23 protein-coding genes, 1 pseudogene and 1 riboswitch are annotated in these 25,755 nt (G+C 52.7%); of the genes and pseudogenes, 8 read left to right on the top strand and 16 right to left on the bottom strand.

Annotated elements, in window-relative coordinates:
- Positions 1-62 precede the first annotated feature (62 nt).
- The 5 genes from AC3RCL_RS05795 to msrA all read right to left on the bottom strand — a co-directional run bounded on the left by AC3RCL_RS05795 (position 63) and on the right by msrA (position 5,274).
- Positions 63-1,943 (bottom strand): cyclic nucleotide-binding domain-containing protein, encoded by a 1,881-nt coding sequence (locus AC3RCL_RS05795; RefSeq protein ID WP_492534805.1) that lies wholly within the window; start codon positions 1,941-1,943, stop codon positions 63-65.
- Positions 1,944-2,015: 72 nt separating this feature from the next.
- The gene (locus AC3RCL_RS05790) at positions 2,016-2,630 is read right to left on the bottom strand and encodes a hypothetical protein (protein ID WP_096775120.1); all 615 of its coding nucleotides are present in this window, start codon (positions 2,628-2,630) and stop codon (positions 2,016-2,018) included.
- 306 nt (positions 2,631-2,936) lie between these two features.
- Positions 2,937-3,899: a phosphotransferase enzyme family protein gene (locus AC3RCL_RS05785; RefSeq protein ID WP_492534803.1), complete on the bottom strand. Its 963-nt coding sequence runs from the start codon at positions 3,897-3,899 to the stop codon at positions 2,937-2,939.
- A 220-nt stretch (positions 3,900-4,119) separates the two neighbouring features.
- On the bottom strand, positions 4,120-4,287 hold the full coding sequence (locus tag AC3RCL_RS05780; RefSeq protein ID WP_213580391.1) for a hypothetical protein: 168 nt from the start codon (positions 4,285-4,287) through the stop codon (positions 4,120-4,122).
- A gap of 21 nt (positions 4,288-4,308) precedes the next feature.
- Entirely contained in the window at positions 4,309-5,274 is a 966-nt protein-coding gene (gene msrA / locus AC3RCL_RS05775; RefSeq protein ID WP_492534800.1) for a peptide-methionine (S)-S-oxide reductase MsrA, read from the bottom strand.
- Positions 5,275-5,590: 316 nt separating this feature from the next.
- Here msrA and AC3RCL_RS05770 point away from each other — a divergent pair, with 316 nt between their 5' ends.
- Both AC3RCL_RS05770 and AC3RCL_RS05765 read left to right on the top strand, forming a co-directional pair.
- The gene (locus tag AC3RCL_RS05770; protein ID WP_096775107.1) at positions 5,591-6,163 is read left to right on the top strand and encodes a PadR family transcriptional regulator; all 573 of its coding nucleotides are present in this window, start codon (positions 5,591-5,593) and stop codon (positions 6,161-6,163) included.
- Complete coding sequence (locus AC3RCL_RS05765; protein ID WP_492534798.1) at positions 6,147-7,127, top strand: BtrH N-terminal domain-containing protein; 981 nt, start codon at positions 6,147-6,149, stop codon at positions 7,125-7,127. Before AC3RCL_RS05770 ends, AC3RCL_RS05765 begins: the two co-directional genes overlap by 17 nt.
- A 131-nt stretch (positions 7,128-7,258) precedes the next feature.
- Here AC3RCL_RS05765 and AC3RCL_RS05760 read toward each other — a convergent pair whose 3' ends face one another.
- From AC3RCL_RS05760 to AC3RCL_RS05745, 4 genes and pseudogenes are all read right to left on the bottom strand, one after another.
- Positions 7,259-9,277, bottom strand: coding sequence for a fructose-specific PTS transporter subunit EIIC (locus tag AC3RCL_RS05760; protein WP_492534796.1), 2,019 nt, complete (start codon positions 9,275-9,277; stop codon positions 7,259-7,261).
- A 618-nt stretch (positions 9,278-9,895) separates the two neighbouring features.
- Positions 9,896-11,848: a BglG family transcription antiterminator gene (locus tag AC3RCL_RS05755; protein WP_492534794.1), complete on the bottom strand. Its 1,953-nt coding sequence runs from the start codon at positions 11,846-11,848 to the stop codon at positions 9,896-9,898.
- Between the two features lie 250 nt (positions 11,849-12,098).
- Positions 12,099-12,416, bottom strand: a pseudogene (locus AC3RCL_RS05750) (thiamine phosphate synthase); the annotation flags it as partial.
- Positions 12,328-12,597 carry a cation:dicarboxylate symporter family transporter gene (locus AC3RCL_RS05745; RefSeq protein WP_492534791.1) on the bottom strand — a complete coding sequence of 90 codons (270 nt, stop codon included), beginning with the start codon at positions 12,595-12,597 and terminating at the stop codon, positions 12,328-12,330. The gene AC3RCL_RS05745 and the pseudogene AC3RCL_RS05750, both read right to left, overlap by 89 nt.
- Positions 12,598-13,070: 473 nt before the next feature.
- Here AC3RCL_RS05745 and AC3RCL_RS05740 point away from each other — a divergent pair, with 473 nt between their 5' ends.
- Together AC3RCL_RS05740 and AC3RCL_RS05735 are read left to right on the top strand one after the other, a co-directional pair.
- Complete coding sequence (locus AC3RCL_RS05740) at positions 13,071-13,496, top strand: hypothetical protein (RefSeq protein WP_492534789.1); 426 nt, start codon at positions 13,071-13,073, stop codon at positions 13,494-13,496.
- A 23-nt stretch (positions 13,497-13,519) separates the two neighbouring features.
- A complete protein-coding gene (locus tag AC3RCL_RS05735; protein WP_492534787.1) occupies positions 13,520-14,047 on the top strand; it encodes a hypothetical protein in 528 nt (175 codons plus the stop codon).
- 104 nt (positions 14,048-14,151) lie between these two features.
- Here the strand turns inward: AC3RCL_RS05735 and thiE are convergent, their stop codons facing one another.
- The 4 genes from thiE to tenA are packed head-to-tail and all read right to left on the bottom strand — an operon-like array spanning position 14,152 to position 17,394.
- Positions 14,152-14,808 (bottom strand): thiamine phosphate synthase, encoded by a 657-nt coding sequence (thiE, locus tag AC3RCL_RS05730; protein ID WP_492534785.1) that lies wholly within the window; start codon positions 14,806-14,808, stop codon positions 14,152-14,154.
- Entirely contained in the window at positions 14,805-15,812 is a 1,008-nt protein-coding gene (gene thiD / locus AC3RCL_RS05725; RefSeq protein ID WP_492534783.1) for a bifunctional hydroxymethylpyrimidine kinase/phosphomethylpyrimidine kinase, read from the bottom strand. Before thiD ends, thiE begins: the two co-directional genes overlap by 4 nt.
- On the bottom strand, positions 15,809-16,651 hold the full coding sequence (gene thiM, locus AC3RCL_RS05720; RefSeq protein WP_492534781.1) for a hydroxyethylthiazole kinase: 843 nt from the start codon (positions 16,649-16,651) through the stop codon (positions 15,809-15,811). The genes thiD and thiM overlap by 4 nt, the downstream gene beginning before the upstream one ends.
- A gap of 56 nt (positions 16,652-16,707) precedes the next feature.
- Positions 16,708-17,394 carry a thiaminase II gene (gene tenA / locus AC3RCL_RS05715; RefSeq protein WP_492534779.1) on the bottom strand — a complete coding sequence of 229 codons (687 nt, stop codon included), beginning with the start codon at positions 17,392-17,394 and terminating at the stop codon, positions 16,708-16,710.
- Between the two features lie 141 nt (positions 17,395-17,535).
- Positions 17,536-17,639: riboswitch (TPP riboswitch) on the bottom strand.
- A gap of 262 nt (positions 17,640-17,901) precedes the next feature.
- On the opposite strand from tenA, the gene AC3RCL_RS05710 reads away from it, so the two are divergent.
- Positions 17,902-18,402, top strand: a complete 501-nt coding sequence (locus tag AC3RCL_RS05710; RefSeq protein ID WP_492534777.1) for a VOC family protein — start codon at positions 17,902-17,904, stop codon at positions 18,400-18,402.
- Between the two features lie 1,084 nt (positions 18,403-19,486).
- Here AC3RCL_RS05710 and AC3RCL_RS05705 read toward each other — a convergent pair.
- On the bottom strand, positions 19,487-20,512 hold the full coding sequence (locus AC3RCL_RS05705; protein WP_492534775.1) for an ABC transporter substrate-binding protein: 1,026 nt from the start codon (positions 20,510-20,512) through the stop codon (positions 19,487-19,489).
- A gap of 197 nt (positions 20,513-20,709) precedes the next feature.
- Here AC3RCL_RS05705 and AC3RCL_RS05700 point away from each other — a divergent pair, with 197 nt between their 5' ends.
- From AC3RCL_RS05700 to AC3RCL_RS05690, 3 genes are read left to right on the top strand one after another with little or no spacing between them, the layout of a single operon-like run.
- Positions 20,710-21,693 carry a FecCD family ABC transporter permease gene (locus AC3RCL_RS05700; RefSeq protein WP_375120793.1) on the top strand — a complete coding sequence of 328 codons (984 nt, stop codon included), beginning with the start codon at positions 20,710-20,712 and terminating at the stop codon, positions 21,691-21,693.
- Positions 21,690-22,736, top strand: a complete 1,047-nt coding sequence (locus AC3RCL_RS05695) for a FecCD family ABC transporter permease (protein ID WP_426198802.1) — start codon at positions 21,690-21,692, stop codon at positions 22,734-22,736. Before AC3RCL_RS05700 ends, AC3RCL_RS05695 begins: the two co-directional genes overlap by 4 nt.
- 20 nt (positions 22,737-22,756) lie before the next feature.
- Positions 22,757-23,623 (top strand): ABC transporter ATP-binding protein, encoded by an 867-nt coding sequence (locus AC3RCL_RS05690; RefSeq protein ID WP_339222062.1) that lies wholly within the window; start codon positions 22,757-22,759, stop codon positions 23,621-23,623.
- Positions 23,624-23,955: 332 nt separating this feature from the next.
- On the opposite strand, the gene AC3RCL_RS05685 is transcribed toward AC3RCL_RS05690, so the two are convergent.
- Both AC3RCL_RS05685 and AC3RCL_RS05680 read right to left on the bottom strand, forming a co-directional pair.
- On the bottom strand, positions 23,956-24,138 hold the full coding sequence (locus AC3RCL_RS05685) for a hypothetical protein (RefSeq protein ID WP_113060721.1): 183 nt from the start codon (positions 24,136-24,138) through the stop codon (positions 23,956-23,958).
- Positions 24,139-24,220: 82 nt separating this feature from the next.
- Positions 24,221-25,720 (bottom strand): DHA2 family efflux MFS transporter permease subunit, encoded by a 1,500-nt coding sequence (locus AC3RCL_RS05680; protein ID WP_426198807.1) that lies wholly within the window; start codon positions 25,718-25,720, stop codon positions 24,221-24,223.
- Positions 25,721-25,755: the final 35 nt, after the last annotated feature.

The following is a 25,755-nucleotide window of genomic DNA, read 5'->3' as shown; positions in this document are numbered from 1 at the left end:
CGGTTATGAAAAAAGGGTTAGGCAGTTCGGGCTATCAAGCCCTCTGCCTAACCCTTTTCGTATTATAACTGCAATGCCTGACCGCAGCGGCCGCAGTAGCGCGTCCCTGCAGGCGACACGGTGCCGCAACCCTCGCAGGTTAAAGACGGCGGGGCTGTGCCCGGTCCTTCGGAACCGCCGCGCTTCGAATCGGAGCCGACCGCTTGCCGGAGCCGTTCCTCTACCTGCTGGGCCGGATTGACGGCCCGATGCATCGCCCTTTCCTCGTTCGTGCCTTGCCGAATGAGCGAAAAGAGCAGCGCAATGCCGATGCCCCCGACCATGACCATGCCGACCATTTTCCACAAGCCCGCCGCATAAGGATAGTCCCAAGCCGCATGCAGCAGAATGCTGATCAGCAGCAGGGCAGCCATCCTCAGGAGCCGATGCGCGGTCGAGCCCCGTTTAGCGGATCTCCCCAGGCCATACCACAGTCCGGCTGCGGCAATGGCCGTCCAGGTGCCGTGCCCGAACGGGGACAGCAGCGCCCGGACCCACAGCACAGCCAGCATCCCCGAAGTCGCATGCTGCTGCAGATACATGAAGCCGTACAGAATGCTCTCAACAGCGGCAAAGCCCATGCCTGCCGCAGCTCCGAATACTACGGCATCCATCAGGAATCGCTGCTTGCGGCCGCGGAGGAAGAAGAAGCATACGAGCAGCTTGGCCATTTCTTCGATAACGCCGATCAGAAGCGATGCCTGCACATGCTCAATGGTCGTTGTCTCCAGGCCGCTGCCGACGGACCAGTAGCGTTCCAGCACCCACGCAACCGGCACGGCGATGATGCCGGAAGCCGCGAATACGGCTGCCAGCCGAATGGGCTTGAATCCGAGCAGCTGGGAGCTGCGCATATAAGCAACAAACGAAACCGGTCCAACGAATCCGCCGGATATCAAAGCGGCATATATCCAAACCGGCTGTTTCAGCCAAATGGCTAGCCCTGTGAACGCAACGAAAATGCCGCCGAGCGCCAGCAGCACATCCATCCAGCGATCTTTTTTGGGAGCGGCCGGAATAACGTCTTCCAGGGTCGAGGCAGCCTCGACTGCAGCTTCCGGCACCTGCTCCGCCTCCGTGAATTGCAGCTTCGCCGACACCTCTTCATTGAGAAGCTCGGGCCTGCGAATCCGCAGCACCTCATGAAATTGCCGCCTGACCGGTTCGTACTGTTGCAGGACAAAATGAAACTCATCTCGTCCCATCACCATCAGCTCGCCGTTCTCAAGCGCCGTCACCGTGCCCGTATGGGCTTCGCCGCTGAGCAGGTCCATCTCGCCGAAATAATCCCCGGGTTTATAGACCGCCTTCTTCCGGCGCCCGCTGCGCACTTCGAACCGTCCTTCGGCAATCATATAGAAACGGTCCGCCATGGTGCCTTCCGCGACAATGACGTCCCCTTTGTATACTTTCCGCCTGACTGTGACCTCGGCAAGACCGCGCAGCTCCGCGTTCGGAATCGCGGCCCAGATCGTCGCCTTGCTCAGCATCGCATGCATCGTGCGGATTCGGGCCGAGAACGACAGGCTCTCGTGGAACATCGGGCTTGCCGCGGCAAGCCGGCTGAACGCGTTCTGCTCCAGCCGCAATGCCGTTACTTCGCCGATCGCCTGGGCACCCGAAGTCCTTTTTTCCTCTAGAAACAGGGAGACCTCCCCGATCAACGCGCCTTCGCCCAGAACGTCCAGCGTCACCGTGTGGCCGATCAGATTCCTCGAAACGATCTGAACCTGCCCGCTCATGATGAAATAACAGGAATTGCCGTAGCTTCCCTCTACGATCAACGGATCCCCGTCATGAAACAGCTCCTCATGCATGGACTGGACGGCACCTTCCAATTCATGCAGCGGCACCCCGCGAAACAGCGTATGATTACGCAAAAACTCCATCGCCTTCGTCGTCATCTGCATTCTCTCCATAGACGAAAAGAATCCGCCCGACGGCAGATTCCTCTCTATTCATTATGTACGACTCTATTATCGCATATTTCCGATGATGCTGCTGCGTGATTCTTCCATTTTCTTAATAAAATTCGTCATGACGTCAAAGGCTTCATTGCGCTTGTTGGTCATCGACTGCAGGCGAAGCATGTCCATTTGCTGGGAGTTCGATAGACTATCGATCGATCCCTTCAGCTTCTCCGTGGCTTGATTGAGCTCTTCGGCCGTATATTCCTTCTTGGATGCATCTGCGATGCCTTCCGCTGCCAGCTTGCCGGCAAGATCGTCCGGTATCGAATATTTGCCGTCCACCGCTTCTCCGGTCAAGGCGCTGTTAATGCCTGCCATGGCGTCGTTCTTCTTGGCGATTTCCTCGTTCCGCTTCTGCACGTCCTGAATCTGGTTGTTAAGCTGCGCATCCAGCATCTGGGTCCGCTGCTGCTGCACGACCATCAATGCGCTCTCAATATCCATGCTGGACAGATCGATCTGTGCGACGTTGCCGATCCCGCCAATGGCATTGTTCGTTGCGCTTCCTCCTACGGCCTGCTTGACCGACTGGTAAGCCTGGTCGTTCATCATGATGCCCGTGCCTGCCACTACCCCGACCAGAAGAGACGCGGCCGTGGATAAAATCATTTTTCGATTCATCGTTTCAACTCCATTCCTCTGATTCTTTGTGCCTAGTACGAAAATCATAGCAAATGCCTGAACGGCGAACAAAGCAATATTTACCATTTCTCGACAATTCATATAAAATTGAAGGGATATTTTTCGCTTCCGCCCGCTCGCTGCTTGCCCGATGCGATCCATGGGGATGATTTCGGCTGATGCCGCCTTGAAGCCGCGACAAAAAACCACATCGTGCCCGATGTGGTTTTCCTGGTTCGATTAGCCCACTAAAGCCGTCCGGCTGCTAGCAGCCAGCATCCAAGCTGCGCGTCATGGCTCGTGCGGTTACCACGGTTCCCTGAACCCCTGTCTATCCTTCTCGCAATCGCGCAGCAGCTTCGTGCGAAGCCCCTCATACCAAGAGTGGACATCGGCCAACTCGCTGTCCTCCAGGGAACGCAGCACGCTGGCAAAACGGTACAAACGGCTGAATCTTTGAAATCTTGAAAACTCTGCCTCCAGCTCGTGATCCAGGCTTCGGATCGAGCGATACCCTTTCAGAAATGCCTGCTTGTCATGCTCCGACTCGGCATCGGCAAGAGCCGTGACGATATCCGCCGCATACCAATGGTACATGGCATCGTCGAAATCGATCACGTGGAATGAACGTTCCTTCGCTTCATAAAAGATGTTATCCAGCTGGAAGTCATAGTGGATCAAGCCGTACGTCTGTCTCGACGCGGGCAGGAACTGCAGCCATAGACTAACCCGATGAAGCTCATCCATAGCATCCTGCTCCCCGGGATGCCGCCGCAGCACCTGATCGATCAAACGCAGGATGTCCTCCACGCTTCTTCGCCTTACGGCTCCAGGTTCATATCGGCTGGACAGCGTATGCAGCCTTGCGAGCGATTTCCCCCAGTCCCTGCATTGGCGCGCGGTGGGAGTGCCATGGAATGCAATCCCTCCGGCGGCGCTAAAGACGACGCCGTGATACTGCCCCTCCGGTACCTGAATCGTCTCGATCCATTTCCCGTTCACCGAAGGAATCGGCGCGACGCAAGGGTACTCGTGCTTAAGCAAATACTGCATGAATTCCAGCTCGGCCGCCAGCTGCTGGGCCGTGCTTTCTTCCTCAAAATTAAACCGGAGGAAATAACGCTCTCCATCGCGGTTAAACACATATACGAAGTTGGAGCTGGCCCGCCAAAACTTCAGCGTTCCCTCGTCAAACTCCCAGTTGCGGATCAGCTCGCGGGCCGCCTTGTCGCCAGCAAGTCCGCGAACCATCGTCGTTAACTTCATCATTTGCTCTTTTTCCTCCCGCTACAGCGTGAGAGGACTTAAACCTCGACTTATCCTAAGTAACAAGCCCTCTCATCTGTATCCCATTGTGAATATGAATCGTATTCAACAACGTCACCCCTTTCCGCACATGGACGCAAGAATTGGTCTTGCCCAATCCTATTCTAACGGAGGCGCCAGCCATGCGGGTGGGAGAGAACGGGTATAGGTGAAGTTTACGGCACTATCCTTCTCCCCCACCTTCTTCCTTAGATAATCTTTTGAATGCGAACGCCAGAATCAGGCTCATGACGATATACATCAACACTTTGGAAGCTGTGCTATACGGGGAGAGCAGTATCCCTGCCAGAAAAAACAAATTCGCTACAAGGTACAGCAGTTTGATTATCATAAGACGGCCTCCATCCGTTCCCTACTCAAACAGCCCGGCGAATCCACCGTAGCCTTCCCGGACCAGCGCTTCCTCCGGTATAAACCGCAGCGCCGCGGAGTTTACCTGATAATGCAGGCCGCCCGGCTGAGGCCCGTCATGATACAGATGTCCCAGGTAAGAGCCGGACAATCTGCCGTAGAGCGCGGTGCGTACCTTGCCGCCGCGGAGATCCCCCTTTTTGCTGATATATCCTTCGTGCAGCGGCTTCCTAAAAGCTGGCAATCCCGTACCCGCATCATATTGATCGGTCGAGCTGAACAGAGGGTCGCCGTTCACCACGTCCGCGTAAATTCCCCGGCTTGCGTGATTCCAATACGGATTATCGTAGGCAGGCTCGTCCAAGCCTTCTTGCGTCACCGCGTATTGGATTGCGGTAAGACGCCTGCGCAGCTCATCCTGATCCTCTTTGCGGCTCCAATGCCGCTTCGCAAAAGAATACCGGCCGGAACCCTCATAATACCGGTTATAGTCATACCGGTGGGTATTATAGTAGTTCTGATGGACATCCTCCGCGGGATAAAAGGGAGCCGCCGGCAGGATCGGCGTCACGATCTTCCCCTTGAACCGGCCGCTAAGCTGCAGGCTGCGCTTGGAGGCTTCCGCCTGCTCGCGCTGCGCTTCGTCATGCACGAAAATCGCCGACCGGTAAGACGCCCCGCGGTCCATGAACTGGCCTTCCGCATCCGTTGGATCAATCAAGCGCCAATAGATGTCCAGCAGCCGTGAGTACGGAAACACATCCGGATTAAACCGGATTTGCACGGCTTCGTAATGCCCCGTCGTTTCCGTTCCTACTTCTTCGTAGGTCGGATTCTCCATATGGCCGCCCGTGTAGCCGGAAACCAGGGAAAGGATGCCAGGCAGCTCGTCAAACGGCTTCACCATGCACCAAAAACAACCGCCCGCAAATGTCGCCAATGAGGTCTTGCCGCTTCCATGCTTCAAGGCTATCCGCTCCTTTCATCCATCGTTGTCTGTTTCATGATGATATTAGTGTAGCCTTGAGGGCGCAATGGCAGCAAGCATCATAAGGTATAATTGGTGTGTTAATCGGCGATTCTCCTCCAAGATCGAGTCAGGAATGAGAAAGCAACACACTTGGGCGTTCTTCGGGAGCACTGACCTTGAACTCGACATGCGACATAAAAAACCAACCGTCTCCTGGCTGGCCATACGAGCCTGTCATGAACCCGTTGTTGATCTTATATTCCACTGGTGTTATATTACATATGTGAAATATTAAAAGACAAGGGGGTTCTTCATGCACCCTATTTCAAACGTCGAATTCATGCTGCTGCAAATGATCGCAGAATGTCGTCAAGCTTCGGGGTACGATATCAAGAAGTTAGTCGATCAACGAGGCTATCGGGAATGGGCCAACATCGGCACGACTTCAATCTACGTAGGACTGAGGAAACTGAGCGATAAAGGATGGATTGCATCCGAGGAATCCGACGAAAAATCCGGCAAGGGACCCATGCCGACCCGGTTTGTCCTCACCGAAGCCGGTATGGTCAAGCTGAAAGATGAAGTCCTTGACAGTCTTTCGTCAGCACGGGAGCGCGACAACCGCTTCGATCTCGGTTTGGCCGCTTTGCCTCTTATCGGGAACGACATGGCCATAGCTGCCTTGCGGAAACGGTTGGATTTTCTTCGTGAGGCTTCAGAAGGCATAAAGCAAAAATTCGAATCCCAGGGCGGTGTTCGATTGCCGCTGAACGTAAGAGCGCTGTTCTTGCATCCGATCAGCCTAATGGAGAGTGAGCAAGCGTTCGTTGCCAGTCTAATTAACGAATTGTCGAAGGAGACCAGGGAAGATGACCATAATCATTGAAGGTTTTGTTCCTTACCAAGGCGACCATTGCGAAACGACCACCATGGGCAATTTAATGCAATTTGCGGGAGTCCGGCTATCGGAGCCGATGCTGTTCGGACTCGGACAAGGGCTCGGATTCATTTATTGGGACTCGAAGGGAATGGATTTTCCGTTCATCGGAGGAAGGGTGAAAGTGGATAAATTGACGGCGAACCTCGCCGACAGGCTGGGATTGACCGTCAGAGTCCAAGAAACGTCGTCCGTCGACAAAGCGTGGCGGAACGTACGAAGCTGCATCGAACGCGGAATTCCGGTTGGGCTGAAATTGGATTCCTATTACTTGGACTATTTCACGAGCAAAGTGCACTTTGCCGGTCACTATGCGGTCCTATACGGCGTGGATGACGAATATGCCTACATGGCAGATACCAGGCAACAGGGCGGGCTGGTGAAGACGCGTTTGACAAGCTTGGCATCAGCCAGGAACGCAAAGGGTGCCATGAGTTCCCGAAATCGCTCTTTTACGCTCGAGCCCATCGACGCCTTACCGCCGCTTGTTCCCGCATTACGCGAATCCTTGACCAAGAATGCACATGACTATTTGAACCCGCCCATTCGCAATATCGGGAATAAAGGCATTGTAAAAATGAGCAAAGAGATCCTGAAGTGGCCTTCCCGCAGCAACCATTTCGAACATGATTTATGCCTGACCGCATTGCTGATGGAGCGTGCGGGAACCGGCGGTGCTTTGTTTCGGAATCTGTATCGGGATTACTTGAAGGAATGCGCCGATCGGTTGAAAGACCCGAGAATCGAACAAGCCTACCTTTTGTTTACGGAGATCGCGCCAATGTGGGCCAGTGTCTCCGCAGCGATCGACCGTGCGGGAAGATCAGGTAACACCCAGGAGCTACAGCAGGCGTCCAACCTATTGCTCGAGATTGCGGATAAAGAACGCGCAGCCATGGAGTTATTGCTCTGAAAGCGATTAGCATGGCGCCGGCTGACAAGCAAATCCGTGGATTTTGCGGAAGCAAGCCGAGAAACGTATAAAACCAGCCCCGCTCATTTCTGTGCGGGGCTGGTCTAGATGAATTCACTCAGTCTCTTGAATTAATGCACCTGATCGAGCAATCGATATGCCTCTTCTTTGGTTGTCACCGCCAAGAGCGCTTCCCTGAAATCATCGTCCATCAGCTTGCGGGACAACATTTGCAGCACTTTCAAATGCGCATTCTGTTTACTATTACGCGGCACGGCAATCATAAAGATCAGTTTGGCTTCGCTTCCGTCCAGACTCTTCCAGTCGACGCCATCCTGCTGGATGCCAAAAACCACGCTTGGTTTCAGGACAGCATCCGATTTACCGTGAGGAATCGCAATATTCATGCCGATGCCGGTGGAGCTTTCTTGCTCCCGGGCTAATATGGCCTGTTTAAAATCTCCGTCGGCTCTGATCGCCCCATTCCGCTCCAATACACCGATCATTTCGTCGATGACAGCATCCTGTGTTGTTCCGACCAGATTCAGGTTAATGAGATCCGGTGTCACAATATCCGTCAATTTCTCAACGCGGATAGCAGAAACTTCCGTTGCTGTACCATTATGGATCACGGTTGAATCCACTTCAGCTGAATCCGCAGCCACGGGTGCAGCCGCGTCTACTGTCGACGATTCACCTGCTACGGCAGGATTCTCTATCGCTTCTGCTCCTTCTCCAACAACTGCCGGAGTCACAGCTGCAACATCTTTCTTGAGCAGGCTCACCATGATAACCGATACGGCTGAACCGGCCATGACCGCTATGAAGAACATCAACACATGATCCACGGCACCGAGCACGGCTACAATCGGGCCGCCATGGGCTACGCTGTCACCGACACTGCCCAGCATGGCAATCACCGAACCCGTCATGGAACCGACCATGATACTCGGAATGACGCGTAGAGGATCTTGCGCCGCGAATGGAATCGCTCCTTCGGTAATACCGAACAATCCCATCGTAAATGTCGCTTTTCCAGCTTCGCGTTCCGCAGGCGTAAACTTCCTTTTGTTCATCATGGCCGCCAGTCCCATGGCAATCGGAGGAACACAGATGGCAACGGCAATTTGGCCCATAATTTCATAGTTGCCTTCACCGATCATGGCCGAGCCGAACAGGAACGCAACCTTATTCACGGGCCCCCCCATGTCAAAAGAAATCATCGCGCCCAGAATAAGCGCGAGCAGAATCGAACTAGTACCCTGCATTCCCGCGAGCCAGACGGTTAACGCTTCAAACAGATCCGCAACCGGAGCGCCAATCACAAAGACGAAGATTAATCCTACAACCAGTGAAGCCAGTACCGGGATAACGATAATGGGCATAATCGGCTGCAGCGACCGAGGAACCTTGATCCTTTTAATAGCAAGTGCGACATATCCCGCCAGGAAACCGGCAATAATCCCCCCGATGAATCCAGCTCCTGCTTCACTTCCATAAAAGCTGCCGTTCGCAGCAATGAACCCGCCGACCATACCTGGTGCAAGCCCCGGCCTGTCCGCAATACTCATGGCGATAAATCCGGCAAGGATCGGAACCATGAAGGTAAACGCAGCCGCGCCGATACTCTCAATCGTTTTCCAGATGGAATCTTCCGGTATAACCAGACCACCCGGCGTTTTCACGCCGCCCATCGTCAGGGCGATTGCGATGAGCAGCCCACCGATCACGATAAACGGCACCATATAGGATACACCGTTCATCAAGTGGCGATAGATCGGATTTTGTTTAGGTTTGTTCTCTCCCGTCATAGCTTCAGCCGACTTGGATTGTGCCTGATAGACGGGCACATCCCCTTCCATCATCCGTTGGATCAGCTCTTCTGGACGACGGATACCATCCTGCACCCCAACGACAAGCAGTTTTTTACCCACAAACCGGTCCTTCACCACCGTCTTATCCGCTGCGATAATAATGCCATCGGCTTCGCGGATATCCTGCTCCGTGAATTGGTTCTCCACGCCGATGGAGCCTTGGGTCTCCACTTTCATCTCAACGCCAAGCTTCGCGCCTGCCTTCTGCAGATTCTCAGCGGCCATATACGTATGTGCAATTCCGTTAGGACATGAAGTAATCGCTAATATTTTCATGTTCGTCATTCTCCTTCGCTGTCATGTTCCCGCTTACATTTATAGTGTACATGCTGAAAACGCTGTTATCGGATGAACTTTTTACCGGAACTTCCGGAAAAACAGGTTTATTTCGCAAACAAATATCCCCACAAAGTGGAGCCTATATGCTTAATCCAAATACTTTACGCGGGACCCCAAAAAAATGTAAAAAGCAGGACGGTATACCGTCCTGCTTCATCATCACAGTTTGAAATAGTGCGTGTTCAAAAAGGTCGATTTTCAGCACCGAGGCTTATGCTTCCGATGTGCGTTTTTTCAAAACGCTTCAGTTGGATGAAGCTAGGGACGTCAGGAGCGGAGCGTACGTTTTGGGTACGTGAGCACCTGAAATGTTTCCGCAGGAAACATGCTTCGAAAGCATCTGCTTAGGCCCGGCTGAATTCAAGATTCGATGCCGAGCTGCTTCCTGATTCGCTTCGTGTTAGATATAGAATTTATGAGTTATCAGTGGAACTGATGAAATTCTATATCGCAAGAAAACCTACCTATGCATCGCGGTCGCTCATCCTTGAAGTGGCCTCGATAAGAGGTTTTCTTATCAAAAGCGGACTTTTTGAACAACCTCTACTACTAATTTTACCCTTTTAACGTATTCAGCAATCGTATCGCGTCCGTCTCCTTAGACAATGCACTGACCAATGCCGGCTGCTCACTGATCCGTGACAATTCCCTGAACAGCTGCCGCATCTCTTTCCGCTCATCATGCTTGATAGCAAGTAAGAACACAAGCTCTACCTTCTCGGTTCCCCAGGTAATCGGCTGCTTTAAAGTAATAACAACGATGCAGGACTGTGTAACCCGCTCCGAGCTGCCATGAGGGATGGCAATGCCTCCTCCAATCGTCGTAGCAGACATATTCTCACGATCCAGCACACTTTCCGTATATCCTGCCTGGACATATCCTTTGTCCACCAGCATCTGCGCAAACTTGGAGATCAACTGTTCTGGACGCTCGACCTCCTGCTGAGGAAAGATGAGAAAAGGCGTCGTATATTTCAAAAAGACCGATTCCTCAGCCGCCCTGCCGTCCGGCTCATCGAGCCCCCGGATCGCTTGCTCCAGCTTCCGCTCGTCACTGGCCTCGAGCAGAGGGGAAACGAGGATATGAGGTGTTTTTAACTCGGGCAGATCAACGGTCGTAATGACAAGATCCACCTCATGAGCTGCCAGATAATCCTCAACTTCCGCTTTGGACATCGTTGTCTCTACATGCACGGACGGGAATCTTCGTTCCACCTTCGCGAGAAGCAATTGGGACATCCCAACGCCCATATGACACACGATTATGACCTTCTGAGGGTGGCTTTCGTTCTGGTGAAGCCGTTCTACGGACGCCTGAAAATGCAAAGTCAAATACGCGGCCTCCTCTTCTGGAAAGTACAGTTGGAGCGCTCCCCCTACCTCCTCCAGGGCCATGATGACGCGATCGAACATATAGGGATACATCTTTTTGATCTCGGCCAGCATCGGATTGGACACAGCCAGACCATAATGAAGACGGTTCATGGTCGTGTACAAATGCACTTTCAACCCGTTCAATAATACCGGGTCCTTGGAAAATGGGATCATATTCAGCTCCGACATCCGCCGAATCAGTTGCTCAACCAACTGTGGCAGCAGGGGGTGGCTGTCTGCCAGATCGCCCCGCCGGGCACTTCCATCCTCCTGCGTGTATCGGAACTTCCCGCCAAGCAGGTGCAGGGTTAGATAAGCGGTTTCTTCCTTGGAAAAAGGGACGGCGAACAATTTTTGCAGCTGCTTCAAAAAGTCTATCGCCCATGCAAATTCCGCTTTATTCTCCAGAAACGCTATGTCCTTAGCAGAGAGCGAAATCGGCTGTCCCAGCTTGGTCCGTTTGACCATAAGCAGTATATGCAGCATCAGGCTTTCAAAGGCTTCATCGGTGAAACGGAGCTGGTGCCGCTTTTGCAGCGCCTTCAACTCATTGTATACGGCTGCGATCTCGTGCGGTTCATACTGGTTACGCATCATCTGTCCCGTCAATTCCGGACGGTTGATCAATTGGTTCAACCGCGCCAGCGCCATCCGTTTGTTCTTCTCCGAGCCCTCAATCATGAAGCCTACTCGCTGCTTCGTCATTAAGCTCAGATCAAAGCTCCGCAGCCAGCCCTCAATCTTTTCCATATCCCGACGGATAATCGCCTTGTTCACGTAAAACGGTGAAGCCAGGTTCTGCAGGGTTACGGGCTTCGCGTTCATCAAGAGCCGATATGCCAGGTGCAGCACCCTTTCCTCATCGGATTCATCCTCGGCGGTACTCTCGTTGGAATACAAGCGGCGGAATAAATCAGCCTGATCCGCTTCCCCGATCTCCAGATAGACGCCAAGTCCCGGCCTTTTCACCAGATGGCCGCTGGAGTGCTTAGCTATATATTCTTCAATCACCTTCAGATCGTTTCGGATCGTCTTCTCCGAGCACTCGGTCTGATCCGCCAGATCCTGAACGAGCCACAGCCGGTTCGGTTCCATTAACAAATTGCGAAAAATCTCTTTTTGCCTATTATTCATTCCGATCCCCTATTCAACTTAATGGGAGTGCTCACTCATCGTAGAGCGGGTGCATTGTCCTACGTATATCATATCCGGGTCTCTATGGCAAACTGATCTGGGAGGTTACACGAGAGTGGATCAAAAGAAATGGCATATTGACGGAAAAGCTGAGCATATACAGTATTCTAAAATCCGACGTAAACAAAACAAGGGTGCCGCAGAAGTCGGCCCCCTTGTTTCATGATCCGATTTTAATCCCTCTTACATCTTAAGAAATTCTTTCGGTCGTACATCGTATCTTACCTATAAAAGCCTCTACAACTTCCCGCGCCGACTCCGCTCCCGTCACGGCGGATATCACCGCGACGCCATCCGCACCCGCTCCAATCACTTCCTCCACGCGCTCCACGGTAATCCCGCCGATCCCAACGATCGGCAGGTGGATTCCAGCTTCGCGAAGCTCATGGAGAATGGCTGGGCCTTGCACAGTCTTGGCATCATCCTTCGAGCGGGTCGGATAGATCGGCCCGATGCCAAGATAGTCGGCGCCGTGGAGAATCGCGCGCCGCGCTTCCTCCACGGTATGCAAACAAGCAGAAGATATGATATGCCAGCAGCGGAATGATGACCGAGGCGATCAGCTTCTCAATAATCTCTCGGAATTCAACCGTGACCTTCTGCAAGGCCTGTCCCTTGATTACAGTCGCTCCGAGTCCCAACGTAAAGGCAAGCAGGAGAGCGGTTATGACCTCGAATACAGGCGGCATTTCCACCTTAAAAAAGGTTTCAACAGCGCCTCTTCCGGATTGGTGTAGGAATTGACCAGACCGCTAACCTCTCCAAAATAGACGGATATAATAACGTCGCTGCCAAGAGTGCCAACAGTCCCGCGATAACGGTGGAGAGATAAGCAAGGCCCGCGGTCACGCCCAGTAACCTCTCAACACAACACACTACTTATAATGACGAAAATTGTAGAATTATATCAGCTCATTCTAAACTTTTAGGCTAAAATTTCTAAAATGAACTTCTAACATAATTATTTTCGACGAAAAAAGACATATTAAATAATTGGGATTGATTGTTATTTTTAGTTAAAAAGTCCCATTAAATATATATATTGCAAATGTTATATTAGTGTTAGTATATTCCTAAAATTATACAAAAAAGGGAGTGAATAAATTATTTCTTTATATTAGGTTTATGCTTAGACTAATATTAAGGAGAATCAAATTAAATTATGCTCAAAAAACTATTTAAACCGGCCGTTTTATCTGTTCTTGCTTTCATGCTCACGCTGTCTCTTTTCTCACCGCATGCTTTTGCATTAAAATCAAATGCATCGCCAGATATATATTTGAGAACGTGCCATAACAATTTTTCTGATTGGTATGTTGATGGCGGAATATATGAAAGTACCTATGAGAAAGTAAGCTCGGTTTCTGCTTACATGGAATTATACCGTGACGGAACATACTTAGGATCGAGCTATGATATCGATGATCTTTATCGTCCTTCCGGTCTAAGAAGCGCGGCAGCTAATATCTCAAGCTGTACACATAAAACATTCGGATTTTATGTTATGAATTGGAATTCTCGCCTTTCGCCTCTTACTGGCAGTGATGTAACTAATTCGGGTTCAGTAAATATACTAAAAAACAAATGATGACTAAAGGAGGAAGCATCTTAATGAAGGTAAAAAAAAGAACTGCTATAATAACTCTCGGTCTAGCATTTGCTATATCAGGTTCTAGTGTTTATGCGAGTGACTCATTAACAAACATCTTCTCTTTTAATACAGAAAGTCAAGAAGAACAACAATATATTAAAAACGTAGAAAACAAACTTGTTTCTTCATGGAATTTAGGGAAAGAAACGATCCTAAATCATTCAATTAAATCCGTGACATTGACAACACAACAAGACTTAAGCGAATGGAATATGATAAGCTCCATCGAGATTGAAGATAAATTATATTCAAAATTCAAATCAGAAGAGAAATCGTCTTTTATTGATGCATTTTATGGCGAAGAAAGAAGAGCAAACCTAGAAGTAGGGGATTACATGCCTGCTATTCTAATAAACTCCGAGTTAACGGAAGCCAAGCAGTTTTGGCAGAAGTATGATGGCTCTTATATTGTTATTAACATGAAAACGAAGAACTCAAATGGATCAAAAGAATGGTATGTAGAAGGAAAAGCAGAACACTTAAACTAATAAAATTCACCCTATAGTTGTAAAGAGTGTCGAAAAATTTCGACACTCTTTTTTTATAGTAAGTTCTATTAATTGTAAAAATCCTTTCTCATGAAAACATCCAACTACCTGAAGCACTTATCTACAATAGCCTCCACTACCTCCCTCGCCGACTCCGCTCCCGTCACGGCGGATATCACCGCGACGCCATCCGCACCCGCTCCAATCACTTCCTCCACGCGCTCCACGGTAATCCCGCCAATCCCAACGATCGGCAGGTGGATTCCAGCTTCGCGAAGCTCACGGAGAATTGCTGGGCCTTGCGCAGTCTTGGCATCATCCTTCGAGCGGGTCGGATAGATCGGCCCGATGCCAAGGTAATCAGCACCGTGGAGGATGGCGCGCCGCGCTTCCTCCACCGTGTGGGCGGAAACACCGAGAATCCGGTTGCCGATTCGCTCGCGGACGGAAGCCGCGGATTCGTCGTCCTGGCCGACGTGCACGCCGTCTGCGTTCAGCTTCAGTGCCAGCTCTACATCGTCATTGACGATGAAGGGCACGCCCGCTTGGCGGCACTGATCCTGAATCCGGCGAGCCAGATGAATCATCGGTTCGCCGACAAGCGCACCGTGTCCCTTCTCACGGAACTGGACCATGGTTGCGCCTCCAGCCAGTGCTTCCTGCACGACCAAGCTTGGCTCGACGATACAGTTCACGCTGCCGAGCACGAGGTACATCCGCAGATGCCGTCTCATCATCTCGGGTGCCACTCTGCCCGTCATCGCAGCACCTCCTGACGGCGGCGATTGTATGCCCAATGATTGGTCGGGCCCTGTCCGTGCCCCAGGTTTAAGCCGTCCTCAATGGCCGCTTGGATGAATATGCGCCCGCTCTGAATCGCATCCAATGCGCTCAGACCTTGGGCCAGGCCTGCGGTAACGGCCGCAGAGAAGGTACAGCCGGTACCGTGCGTATGAACGGTATGAATTCGTTTGCCATATAATTCTGTGAAGGCCGTACCATCGTATACGAGGTCGATGACCGGAGGACTGTCGGGATTACCGTCATCGTTGGAAAAGAGCGAACGGCCCCCCCTATACTCCCCAGCAGGCATGGCAGTTCTCATTTGACCGTGCGTCCTATCGGACTGAGGCAACTCTTCCTGCTGCATACCCGCCGTTATAGCCGGTCCCCTGTCTCTTTCATGATCCGTACCTTCATCGCTTCCAAGGATTCCCTCGTCATGACCGCCTTTGATCACTACGATCCTGGGCCCAAGAGCATGAATACGTCTCGCCGCTTCTTTGCGATCGTTCATCGTGCGGATTCGCATCCCCGCCAATACTTCGGCCTCCGGTATATTGGGGGTGACAATCAACGCCAGCGGCAGCAAATCTTCTCTTAAAGCCTGCACCGCTTCGCTTTGCAGCAGCTCCGCTCCGCCCTTGGCGATCATCACGGGATCGACAACGACCTTCCCCCAGCCGAATGCCCGAATCCGGTCAGCAACCAGCCGAATGATCTCGGCGTTGAACAGCATGCCCGTCTTCAATGCATCTACTCCGAGGTCCGAGCCAACCGCTTCAATCTGCCCCGCAGTTGCTTCGGGTGGCAGCGGATATACGCCGTGAACCCCCAAGGTATTCTGCACCGTGATCGCGGTAATCGCCGACATGCCGTACACGCCGAGTTCCTGGAAGGTTTTCAGATCGGCCTGAATGCCGGCGCCGCCACCGCTGTCAGACCCGGCAATCGTCAGGGCACGGGGTATGCGAGCCTCGCTCATCGCGTGCCTCCGGCAGCCGCCGCTCCCGCTTCCAGCACAGCGGCATACCCTTCCAGCGATCCTGGATGAAGCTTCGCCAGCTCGTCCAGGAAAGTTATCTGGAAGCTTCCCGGTCCCAGATCTGCCGTTCGCTCAGCAGCTTTCGCCGCCGCGGCCCCATAGAAGGCCAGACCCGCCGTACCTGCAAGCAGCAGGTTTGCTTCCACCGCGGCAAAGGCACCCAGCACCGAGGTCAGCAGGCAGCCTGCGCCGGTCACCTTCGTAAGCAGAGCATCCCCTCCGGTAATGATGCGCACTTCCGTTCCATCGGTAATCACGTCCTCTTCACCGGTAATGGCCACGATCGTGCCTAACTCGCGCGCCGCCCGCACGGCCAGCTCGGCATGATTGCTGCCTGCGCTATTGCCTGCGTCTACGCCCTTGATCTCGCGGTCCTCCCCGATAAGGTGAGCGACTTCAGCCGCATTTCCGCGCACGAGCGAAACCTTCACCTCGCTTAGGATCCGCAGCGCCGACTCCGTCCGAAAACGGGTCGCTCCCGCGCCGACCGGGTCCAGCAGCACCGGCACGCCATGGGCATTCGCCGATTGCCCCGCGATAATCATCGCATCCACCAGCTCGCGGTTCAGCGTGCCGATGTTCAATACGAGCGCGCCCGCGATGGCGGCCATATCCGCCACTTCCTCCGGCGCGTAAGCCATCACCGGCGACGCGCCCAGCGCGTACAAGCCGTTAGCCGTAAAATTCGTAACCACCACGTTCGTCATATTGTGAACGAGGGGGCTCGTCTGCTGTACCTTCGTTAAAAGCGCCGAAACCTCTTTTTCCCATGAATGCATTTATATCAGCCTCTCTTCGCTATAATGGAATTCCATGTGCTTGCGAACATCGCTCTTTACAGCACGGCAGCTTCCAGCTGCACCGGCCATTCCTCCTGCTTATAAGCCATGTCCCAAAACAGATACTCCAGCTGGCAGCTCAGCATGAAATGCTCCCTCATCCGTTCCCGCTCGGCTGTCGTTGCACGCTCCGCCCATGCATCGACACGGTCGCGGAACTTGGCTGTTGCGTCTTCCCCCCGGTTTCCGTAGAAAGAAATCCAGTCGTAAAACGGATGGGAGGCATCCGGCTTCACCTCATTCAACAGCTTGCGGCCAATCTCCAGGTACGTCCATGGGCATGGCAGCAGTACGGCCATAATCTCCCCCAAACTACCCTCATGCGCCACCGTCAGCATATGACGGATGTAATGATGCGCGGACGGAGCCAGCGGATATCCTTGAAGCTCTTCATAGGTCACCCCGGCGGCTGCGCAAAAATTCTGATGCGGGTGCACCTCGCTGTGCAGAATGAATGAAATCTGTTCGTTAAAGGCCGCAATCTCTTCACGGCTGATCGATTTGGATATGGCTATTCCGTATATCCGCATGTAGGCATTCAAATACTCAAAATCCTGCTTCACATAGTGAATCAGCTGCTCCCGCTCCAGATTCCCCTCGGCAATGCCTGTTACGAAGGGATGATCGAAGATTGCTTGAAAAATGCCTCCCGCCTGCTGACGGAGCTCTTGCGTGAAACGCATCTTTGTCCCCACCTCCAACATATTGAAGAGCAGGAAGTCCGTAAGACACGACTTTTCAGACAACGCTAAAAAGCCGCCCCGAAAACTGGAGCGGCTTCGTCAACAAGCCCGGGTGCGCCAAAAAAACGCACCGAGACCTCATATTCGAAGGCTCCACTTTCCTACGCTAGTACGAACTAGATCAGGTTCAAAGGGTCCAAGATACGCTCTTGTCTCAGCCGCCAACGGCTCCCCTAGTGGACTTCCTATTCTTTTGTCTAATACTGTACATAGGTTTGGGGGTGGTGTCAAACGTTAACAGTTTGTGGACGGAACCTCAAGCTCGACCTTCCTCCGACCGCGTGATTGTGACGATGTACGGTGGCGGCTGTCTTTTCGCAAGATAAAAACGCAGGCTACCCCAAACTCATTCCGGAAACACTGACGCTCGGCTGTCATATATGCCCCCGCATAATGAGTGCATAAGCACAATTCAAATAAATGAAATTTAAAGGAGCGAGCGTATTTATGACGTACCGACTGAAAACGGTTAAACCCATTCCGGATGGCTACACCTCCGTGACGCCGTGGATCATCTCAAGAAACTCCGCAGCGCTGATCGATTTCCTCAAGCAGGCTTTTCGGGCCGAAGAGTTAGCCCGCGTCTATGTTGGCGATGGTGTCATCGGCCATGCCGAGGTGCGAATCGGGGATGCCGTCGTCATGATGTTTGACGCAAAGCCGGAATGGCCGGATAGCCCGGCATACCTCCGTTTGTATGTTGAGGATTGCGATGACGTGTATCGGCAAGCGCTGGCCGCAGGAGCGGTCTCGGTGACGGAGCCAACGACCTTGTTCTTCGGCGATCGGGTGGGACGGGTACGGGACCCGTTCGGCAACTTATGGTGGGTACAGACACGAATGGAGGACCTCACTCCGGTGGAAATGGAACAGCGTGCCCAAGACCCGGAATACATCCAAGCGATGACCTATGTTGCAGGGGCGGAGATCGTGGTGAAGATGTCGTAAAAAGTTACCGTGAAGCGAGCGTTATTACAGGGAGGACATGGGTGGATTCGGTGTCCCAGGGGTGTGCATGGATGGCGCCGACCAAAACAACTTAGAACACCATAACTTAGAGTAGCTTTGGGTTAGAGGTAGAATCCGGTATATAGTTGGTGCTACTACTGGTCCTGGTACTACTACTGGTATTGATGCTATTACTGTTCTTGGTGCTATTACTGGTCTTGTGCGACTGCTGGTCTTGGTGCGACTACTGGTATTGATGCTACTACTGGTCTTGATGCGACTACTGGTCTTGATGCGACTACTGGTCTTGGTGCTACTGATCGAGGACAAGCGGACTGAGGATACGTTATTTAGCTGAATAGGCGTAATTTTTGATGGCTAACGGACACCAGATACGTTATTCATAGAATATGACGGCAAATAGACCGTTTATTGCGGTAATAAGGGATCCTGTGTCCGTTAGATCTAAGAATCGAGGGTTAATCAGGGAAATAAGGGATCTGGTGTCCGTTAACGAGTACCTTGGTGACTGGCTGGTATTGATGCTATTACTGGTCTTGTGCGACTACTGGTCTTGATGCTATTACTGGTCTTGGTGCTATTACTGGTCTTGTGCTACTACTGGTCTTTGTGCTACTACTGGTCTTGGTGCTACTGATCGAGGACTAGCGGACTGAGGATACGTTATTTAGCTGAATAGGCGTAATTTTTGATGGCTAACGGACACCAGATACGTTATTCATAGAATATGATGGCAAAAGGACAGTCTATTGCGGTAATAAGGGATCCTATGTCCGTTTGATCTGAGAATCGGGGGTTAATCAGGGAAATAAGGGAACTGGTGTCCGTTAACAGGTCATGGTTAGCGGCATGATGCCCGGAGTTGGTTAGGCTGTACTGGCGAGCGATGTGACATGCAGCTGCATACCGGCGGTACTTCGACGTTGCGGTACTGGCGACGCGCGATGTTAAAAAAGGAGGCATCCCAAAAGATCTCAGATCTTGAGGGATGCCTCCTTTTTTAACTTTTCCTAGCATCTTCCGCTATACGATGATACTAGCCTTCAGCATCCGTCTTCATTCCTTACTGAATGCCGTAAAACTCCTGCAGTTGGTCGATCATCAGGTTGGCCGCCAGGATGCCGCCTGCCGTATTCCAGATCGCATCATCCACTTTGTGGGCTTGACCGTTCTTCACAACGTTCAGGTTCTTCCACAGCGGATCGTTGATCCATTCCTGCTCGGTCTGGTTGGCGCCGCCATCCCCTGTCTCATAAGTGAAATAGAACAGTCTGTCGGCTTCCACCTCAGGCAGACGTTCCTTCGTGATCTCGTCCACGAAATCGTCCTTGGCATTCTTGGTCATGTCGTTGCGGGCGATGCCGATTTTATCGAAAATAACGCCCGAGAACGTATTGGTATGGTACACCCGGGTCTTGCCTGCCATGAAACGAACCACGGAGACGGTTTCGTCAAGCTTGCTGCCGGCCTTCTCTTTAAACTCCTGGATCCGCTTGTCGTAGGCTGCCAAGAGTTCTTCGCCTTCCGACACTTTGTTCAGCGCCTTGGCATACAGTTCAAAATTGTTCTGCCACTCGCCGCGAAGATCCTCGGCAAAAACAGTCGGCGCGATCGCCTTCAATTGCTCGTATACTTTTTCCTGACGCATCTTGTTGCCGATGATCAGGTCAGGCTGCAGACCCGCGATCAGCTCGATGTTCGGCTGGCTCTCTTCCCCGACAACGGTAACGCCTTCCATCTGGTCTTTAATATGCGGATACCAAGGATCCCCCGTCCAGGATCTAACGGCACCTACCGGCTTCACGCCCAAGGCCAGAAGCGCCTCGGTTCCTTCGTTCGTGAGGACGACGACCTTTTGAGGCGTTCCTTTGATCGTTTCCGTCCCCATGGCATGCGTAACTTCATACGATTCGCCGCCGGCAGCAGCGCCGCTGTTGCCCTCTGCGGTATTCGTCGTGTCGCCGCCCGCGTTGCTTGTCCCTTCTTGCGCCGGGCTTGCTCCGCACCCCGCAAGAATCATGATCATGATCAGAGCCAGCAAGCTAAACTTGAGGCCTCTTGCCCGTTTCTTTGCCATTCCTGTTCCCATTCCTATCTAAATCCCCCTTGTGTCATATCCCGCTATTTGAAAACCATTATCAATCACTGATTCAAAACTATAAAGGGTTTCGTGAAAAATATCAATATATTTGTGAGAATGATTATCAAGCTCATTGACAGATACCGTCCCTTCACCTAAAATTCATATGAACTTAATTATTCATGGACTTAAGAAAGTGAGCATATATGCGCGTATTCGGACTATTGATATCGCTATTGGCGCTGGCCGCTGCCGTCATGGGCAGCATCGCATTCGGAGTAACGAACATCCCTCTTTATCAGGTATGGGAATCGTTCACTCACTTTAACGGAAGCAACGAACATCTGATTATTCTCACGGCAAGGCTTCCTCGAGCGCTCATTGCCGTCGCCGTGGGGGCGTGCCTTGCGGTTGCGGGTGCGCTCATGCAGGTCATCACGCGCAATCCGATTGCGTCGCCAAGCACGCTTGGCGTGAACTCCGGCGCGGCTTTCTTCATTATTCTGGCATCGGGCTGGCTGGGCATTGGCGGACTTCAGTCCCTTACCTGGGTCGCGTTGATCGGAGCCGCCGTCAGCGGCGGTATCGTATTCTTCCTCGGCAGCATCGGCAGGGACGGCATGACGCCGGTCAAAATCACCTTGGCAGGAGCTTCCATGGCCGCTTTCTTCCACTCCCTGACCCAAGGATTAATGCTCTCCGACGGCAAAATGTTTGATCAGGTGCTGGTATGGCTGGTCGGTTCGGTAGCCGGACGCGATTTGAACCAGCTAACTGCCGTATGGCCGTACATGGCCGTTGGCATGCTGGCTGCGCTGCTGCTGGGACGGCATCTGAACGCCCTCTCCATGGGAGACGACATCGCTCAGAGCCTCGGGCAAAAAACCGCACTCATCAAGCTGTTAGCTGCTGCAGCCGTCATCCTGCTGGCCGGCGGCTCCGTAGCGGCGGCGGGACCCATCGCATTCGTGGGGATCATCATCCCTCATATCGTTCGGTATTTAATAGGAAATGATTATCGGTGGATACTACCTTACAGTGCGGTGTTTGGCGCACTCCTGCTGGTGACGGCCGATCTCGGCTCCAGATACATTGCCATGCCGAAGGAAGTCCCTGTCGGCGTGATGACTGCAATCATCGGCGTGCCGTTCTTCGTGTACATAGCCAGGAAAGGAAGACGAGCACAATGAGTAAACACCGCATATTCCGCTCCAGGAACGCGAAAGTATCGTTTATGCTGGAGAGAAGAACACTATGGGTATGCCTAATCCTATTCGTGCTTTGCATCGCCGCCATGATTATTAGCACAGGAACAGGAAGCCAGTTTGTTTCGCCGCTTCATGTCATAAAGGCATTGTTCGGCGATGCTCCGCCCATGGAGCAGGTCATCGTCATGCAGCTAAGGCTGCCTCGAATTATTATCGCCGTGCTGATCGGCGCCGCTCTCGCGGTGGCGGGAGCTATTCTGCAGGGCGTCATCCGCAATCCCCTGGCCTCCCCCGATGTCATCGGCATAACGGAGGGAGCATCGCTTGGGGCGGTTCTCTTCATCTTCATATTTACGGGCACCGTATCGATCCATTGGATGCCGCTATTCGCCATCCTTGGTGCCTTTTTCATTACCGGTCTATTGTACGTGCTAGCCTGGAAAAATGGCGTATCGCCGCTGCGGCTCGTCCTAATCGGGATCGGAGTATCGGCTGCCATCAAATCGATCTCCTACATGCTGATCATATCCGGACCGCTGCAGCTGGCCGACCGCTCCCTTACTTTTATGGCAGGCAGCATTTACGGTATGTCCTGGGATAAGGACGTTATGACCCTGCTGCCTTGGGTAGCCGTACTTCTACCGCTTACTTGGCTGCAGGCCCGCAATGTGAACATTCAAGCCTTAGGAGACGACGTTGCCAGCAGCACAGGCGCGCAGGTTCAGAAGCAGCGTCTGATCCTAATCGGACTCAGTGTAACTCTGGCCGGAGCTGCCATCTCGATCGGCGGCGCCATCGCCTTCATCGGACTGATGGCACCCCATATGGCCCGCAGGCTGGTAGGCCCCAACTTCGGAAGCGTACTGCCGGTCAGCGCCCTGATCGGTGCGATTCTACTGCTTGTCGCCGACCTGGTAGCACGGACGGCATTTCTGCCGCGAGACGTGCCGGCAGGTGTATTCACCGCTGCGATCGGCGCGCCGTTCTTCCTCTACTTGCTGTATCGTAACCGCAATCGATTCTAGAACCGAAAGGAGCTGGCGTCATGAATACGCTGGAAGCAAAGGGATTGGGTCTGTCCTATGGGGGAGACTTTATATTCGAAAATCTGGATTTAACCGTGCCAATAGGTAAAATCACCGTGTTTATCGGCAGCAACGGCTGCGGCAAATCCACTTTGCTGCGCTCCATGGCCAGGCTGCTGAAACCGCAGCGCGGCTCGGTTGTACTGAATGGAGCCGATATCGCAAGCTTGTCCACGAAGGACGTGGCGCGTAAGCTCGCAATTTTGCCTCAGGGACCTACCGCCCCGGAAGGATTGACAGTCATGCAGCTGGTAAAGCAAGGACGCTATCCATACCAGAGCTGGCTTCGTCAATGGTCACGCGAGGATGAGGAAGCCGTCGCGGCGGCGCTGGCATCCACAGGTTTGACTGAACTGGCTGACCGTACGGTTGACTCGTTATCCGGCGGCCAACGCCAGCGGGCTTGGATCGCGATGACGCTGGCACAAGAGACGCCGCTCATTTTGCTTGATGAACCGACCACCTATCTGGATTTAACCCACCAGATCGAAGTGCTCGATCTGCTGTATGAATTAAATGTTCAAGAGCAACGGACCATTGTCATGGTGCTGCATGATATCAATCTGGCCTGCCGCTATGCCGATCATATCGTCGCCATTCGCGACGGAAGCATCAAGGCCAAGGGCGCACCGGGAGAAATCATTAATTCCGAGCTGATGCAAACCGTGTTCCAACTGCCGTGCGAGATTATTCCGGACCCGTTGTACGGGACCCCGATGTGCGTCCCGCGCGGAAAAGGCATGCGCAGGCCTTCAGCCGTCAAGCAAGAACCAGCGGAACCAAAACAACCAACTACGCCACCCGCCCCTGAACTGGCACCAGTGTAGCATACATGTAATTAAGCCGGCTCCCTTCCGCATTCAAGCGGGAGGAGCCGGCTTTTTTTATTTGGGCTATTCTCGCAGTATGGTGCTATTATCTAAAACAGGTCTTTGCAAACCAAGACATGAGGGCAGCCGGAACGGCGGAGAGACTGAATAAGTGTATCGGCTTTAACTCATCGATCATTTTTGAAAACAACAACCGACAACGTGCGTTCTGGAAACTTGCCGACACAAAGAAAGACCGCCCTAGCCATCAGGGCAGTCACTGTATTTGGAATTAGTCTTAAACATAGGATTTGTCTGCCACTGTTAACGTCTGCTTCGCTGGCGGCACATCATGACCATTTACCTACACGCAGGTCTTTTTTCCTTTGGCGATGCGGGAGTACTTTGAACAGCTTGGACTTTTCACGTTTTCGCTGTTCCAGCAGGTTCTTTACCCCTCGCATCAATATCCGGTACCTCATCTCATCCTCGTGGCCGAACTTGCGCATCTCGTCAAAATACTCGTCTGTCATCCTATCACTCCAGCTGTATAAGTCTATAGAACTAGAATATAGGACCGAACTATACAATTTCTAAACAAGACTGGGTTGCACGTTAAGCCGATGGCTCTTGCATAGCTGAGCTGCCGGCAGCCTTCAAGGTTTGCTTTCTTCGCCGGAGGAGAAGAGCCAAGGGGATGGCCAGTGCAACCAGCCCGCTTGCCACCAGGAACACATCATCAATGCTCCTCGTGTAAATGATCCGATGCAGCCACTCCTTGGTTTCGCCTAAAGTAGCGTTAGACAATCTGCCTTCATGCACGTTCAATCGCGCATAGAACAGTGACGTAAACATGCCCAGCGAAATCGAGCTGAACAACTGCCGCAACCAGTTCAGCAGCGCCGACGCATGGCCCGATTCCTGCTCCGTGACCGCTGCCATCGCTGCGCTTGTTGCCGGGGAAATAGCCAGGCCGGAGCCTACATTGCGGATACACATCCAGATCATGACGGTGATCAGCGTCGTTTCCATATGAAGCCTGCTGAATCGGAAGGTCGTGACGAACAGGATCAGGCTGCCCAGCGTAATTAGCAGAGCTGGTCCCCAAGAGGCATACCACCTCCCTGACAGGAAGGTAGCGATGGTGAGGCACGCCGCAGCCGGAAGGAACAGCAACCCGACCTGGAAAGGAGACAGACCCTGGATTTCCTCCAGAAACAGCGGGATGAAGTAAACACCGGAATAGAGCGCGAAGGTTAATATGAGCGAAACAGCCAAGCTGATCGCAAAGGCAGTATTGCGGAACAATCTTAGATTCAGAAGCGGCTCACTTGTTCGCAGCTCAACCCGGACAAACATCATCACACATAGACTGCCTATGATCAAGCATCCCCATGACAGAGGGGATTGCAGCCCCCATGCATGTATATTGCCAAAAAGCAGCAGCAGGACCAGACTTCCTACCGTGGCTAGAACAAGACCGGCCACATCCAGCCTTTTCCGAACAGCGGTAAACCGGGATGGGAGCAGAAGCAGGCCGGCTATCCATGCAGCCGCTCCAATCGGCACCGTAACCAGAAAGATCCAACGCCAATCATGCTGCTGAAACCAGCCGCTGAGCGAGGGGCCGATGGCGGTGCCGAGCACCGTCGAGAACGACCATACGCTGACCGCAAGCGGTTGTCTTTCCCGCGGGAGCGTCTGGTAAATCATCGTCAGGGAGATGGGGTGAATCAGCCCGCAGAACAAGCCTTGAACCATGCGAAATCCGATGAGCGCATAGATGTTCCATGACAACGCGCACAGAATGGAACCTGCCGTAATTCCCGCAAGGGACAACAAGAACATGGATCTGCCCCTGAAACGGTCCACGAGGTATCCGCTCACCGGCGTTATCATCCCGCAGGCCAGCGAGAACCCGGTAATCATCCACTGTACCGTGCTCAGCTCGGCATCGAATATGCCGATAAAACCTGGGAGAGACACATTGAGTGATACGACGTGGTACATGCCGGCAAACGATCCGAGAAACAACGTGATCAAAAGCGGCCAGAATGGAAGCTCGGCCTGCCCGCTGCCAGTCTTCGCCCGGAAATGGCCCGTATTTATGGACATATCTTATTAACCCCCTGCGGGTGGACTGCCGCCAT

The sequence above is a fragment of the Paenibacillus sp. MT86 genome (genome assembly GCF_058792535.1).
Note: the sequence above shows the minus strand (reverse complement) of the source record. Positions and strands in the feature narration are given on the sequence as shown.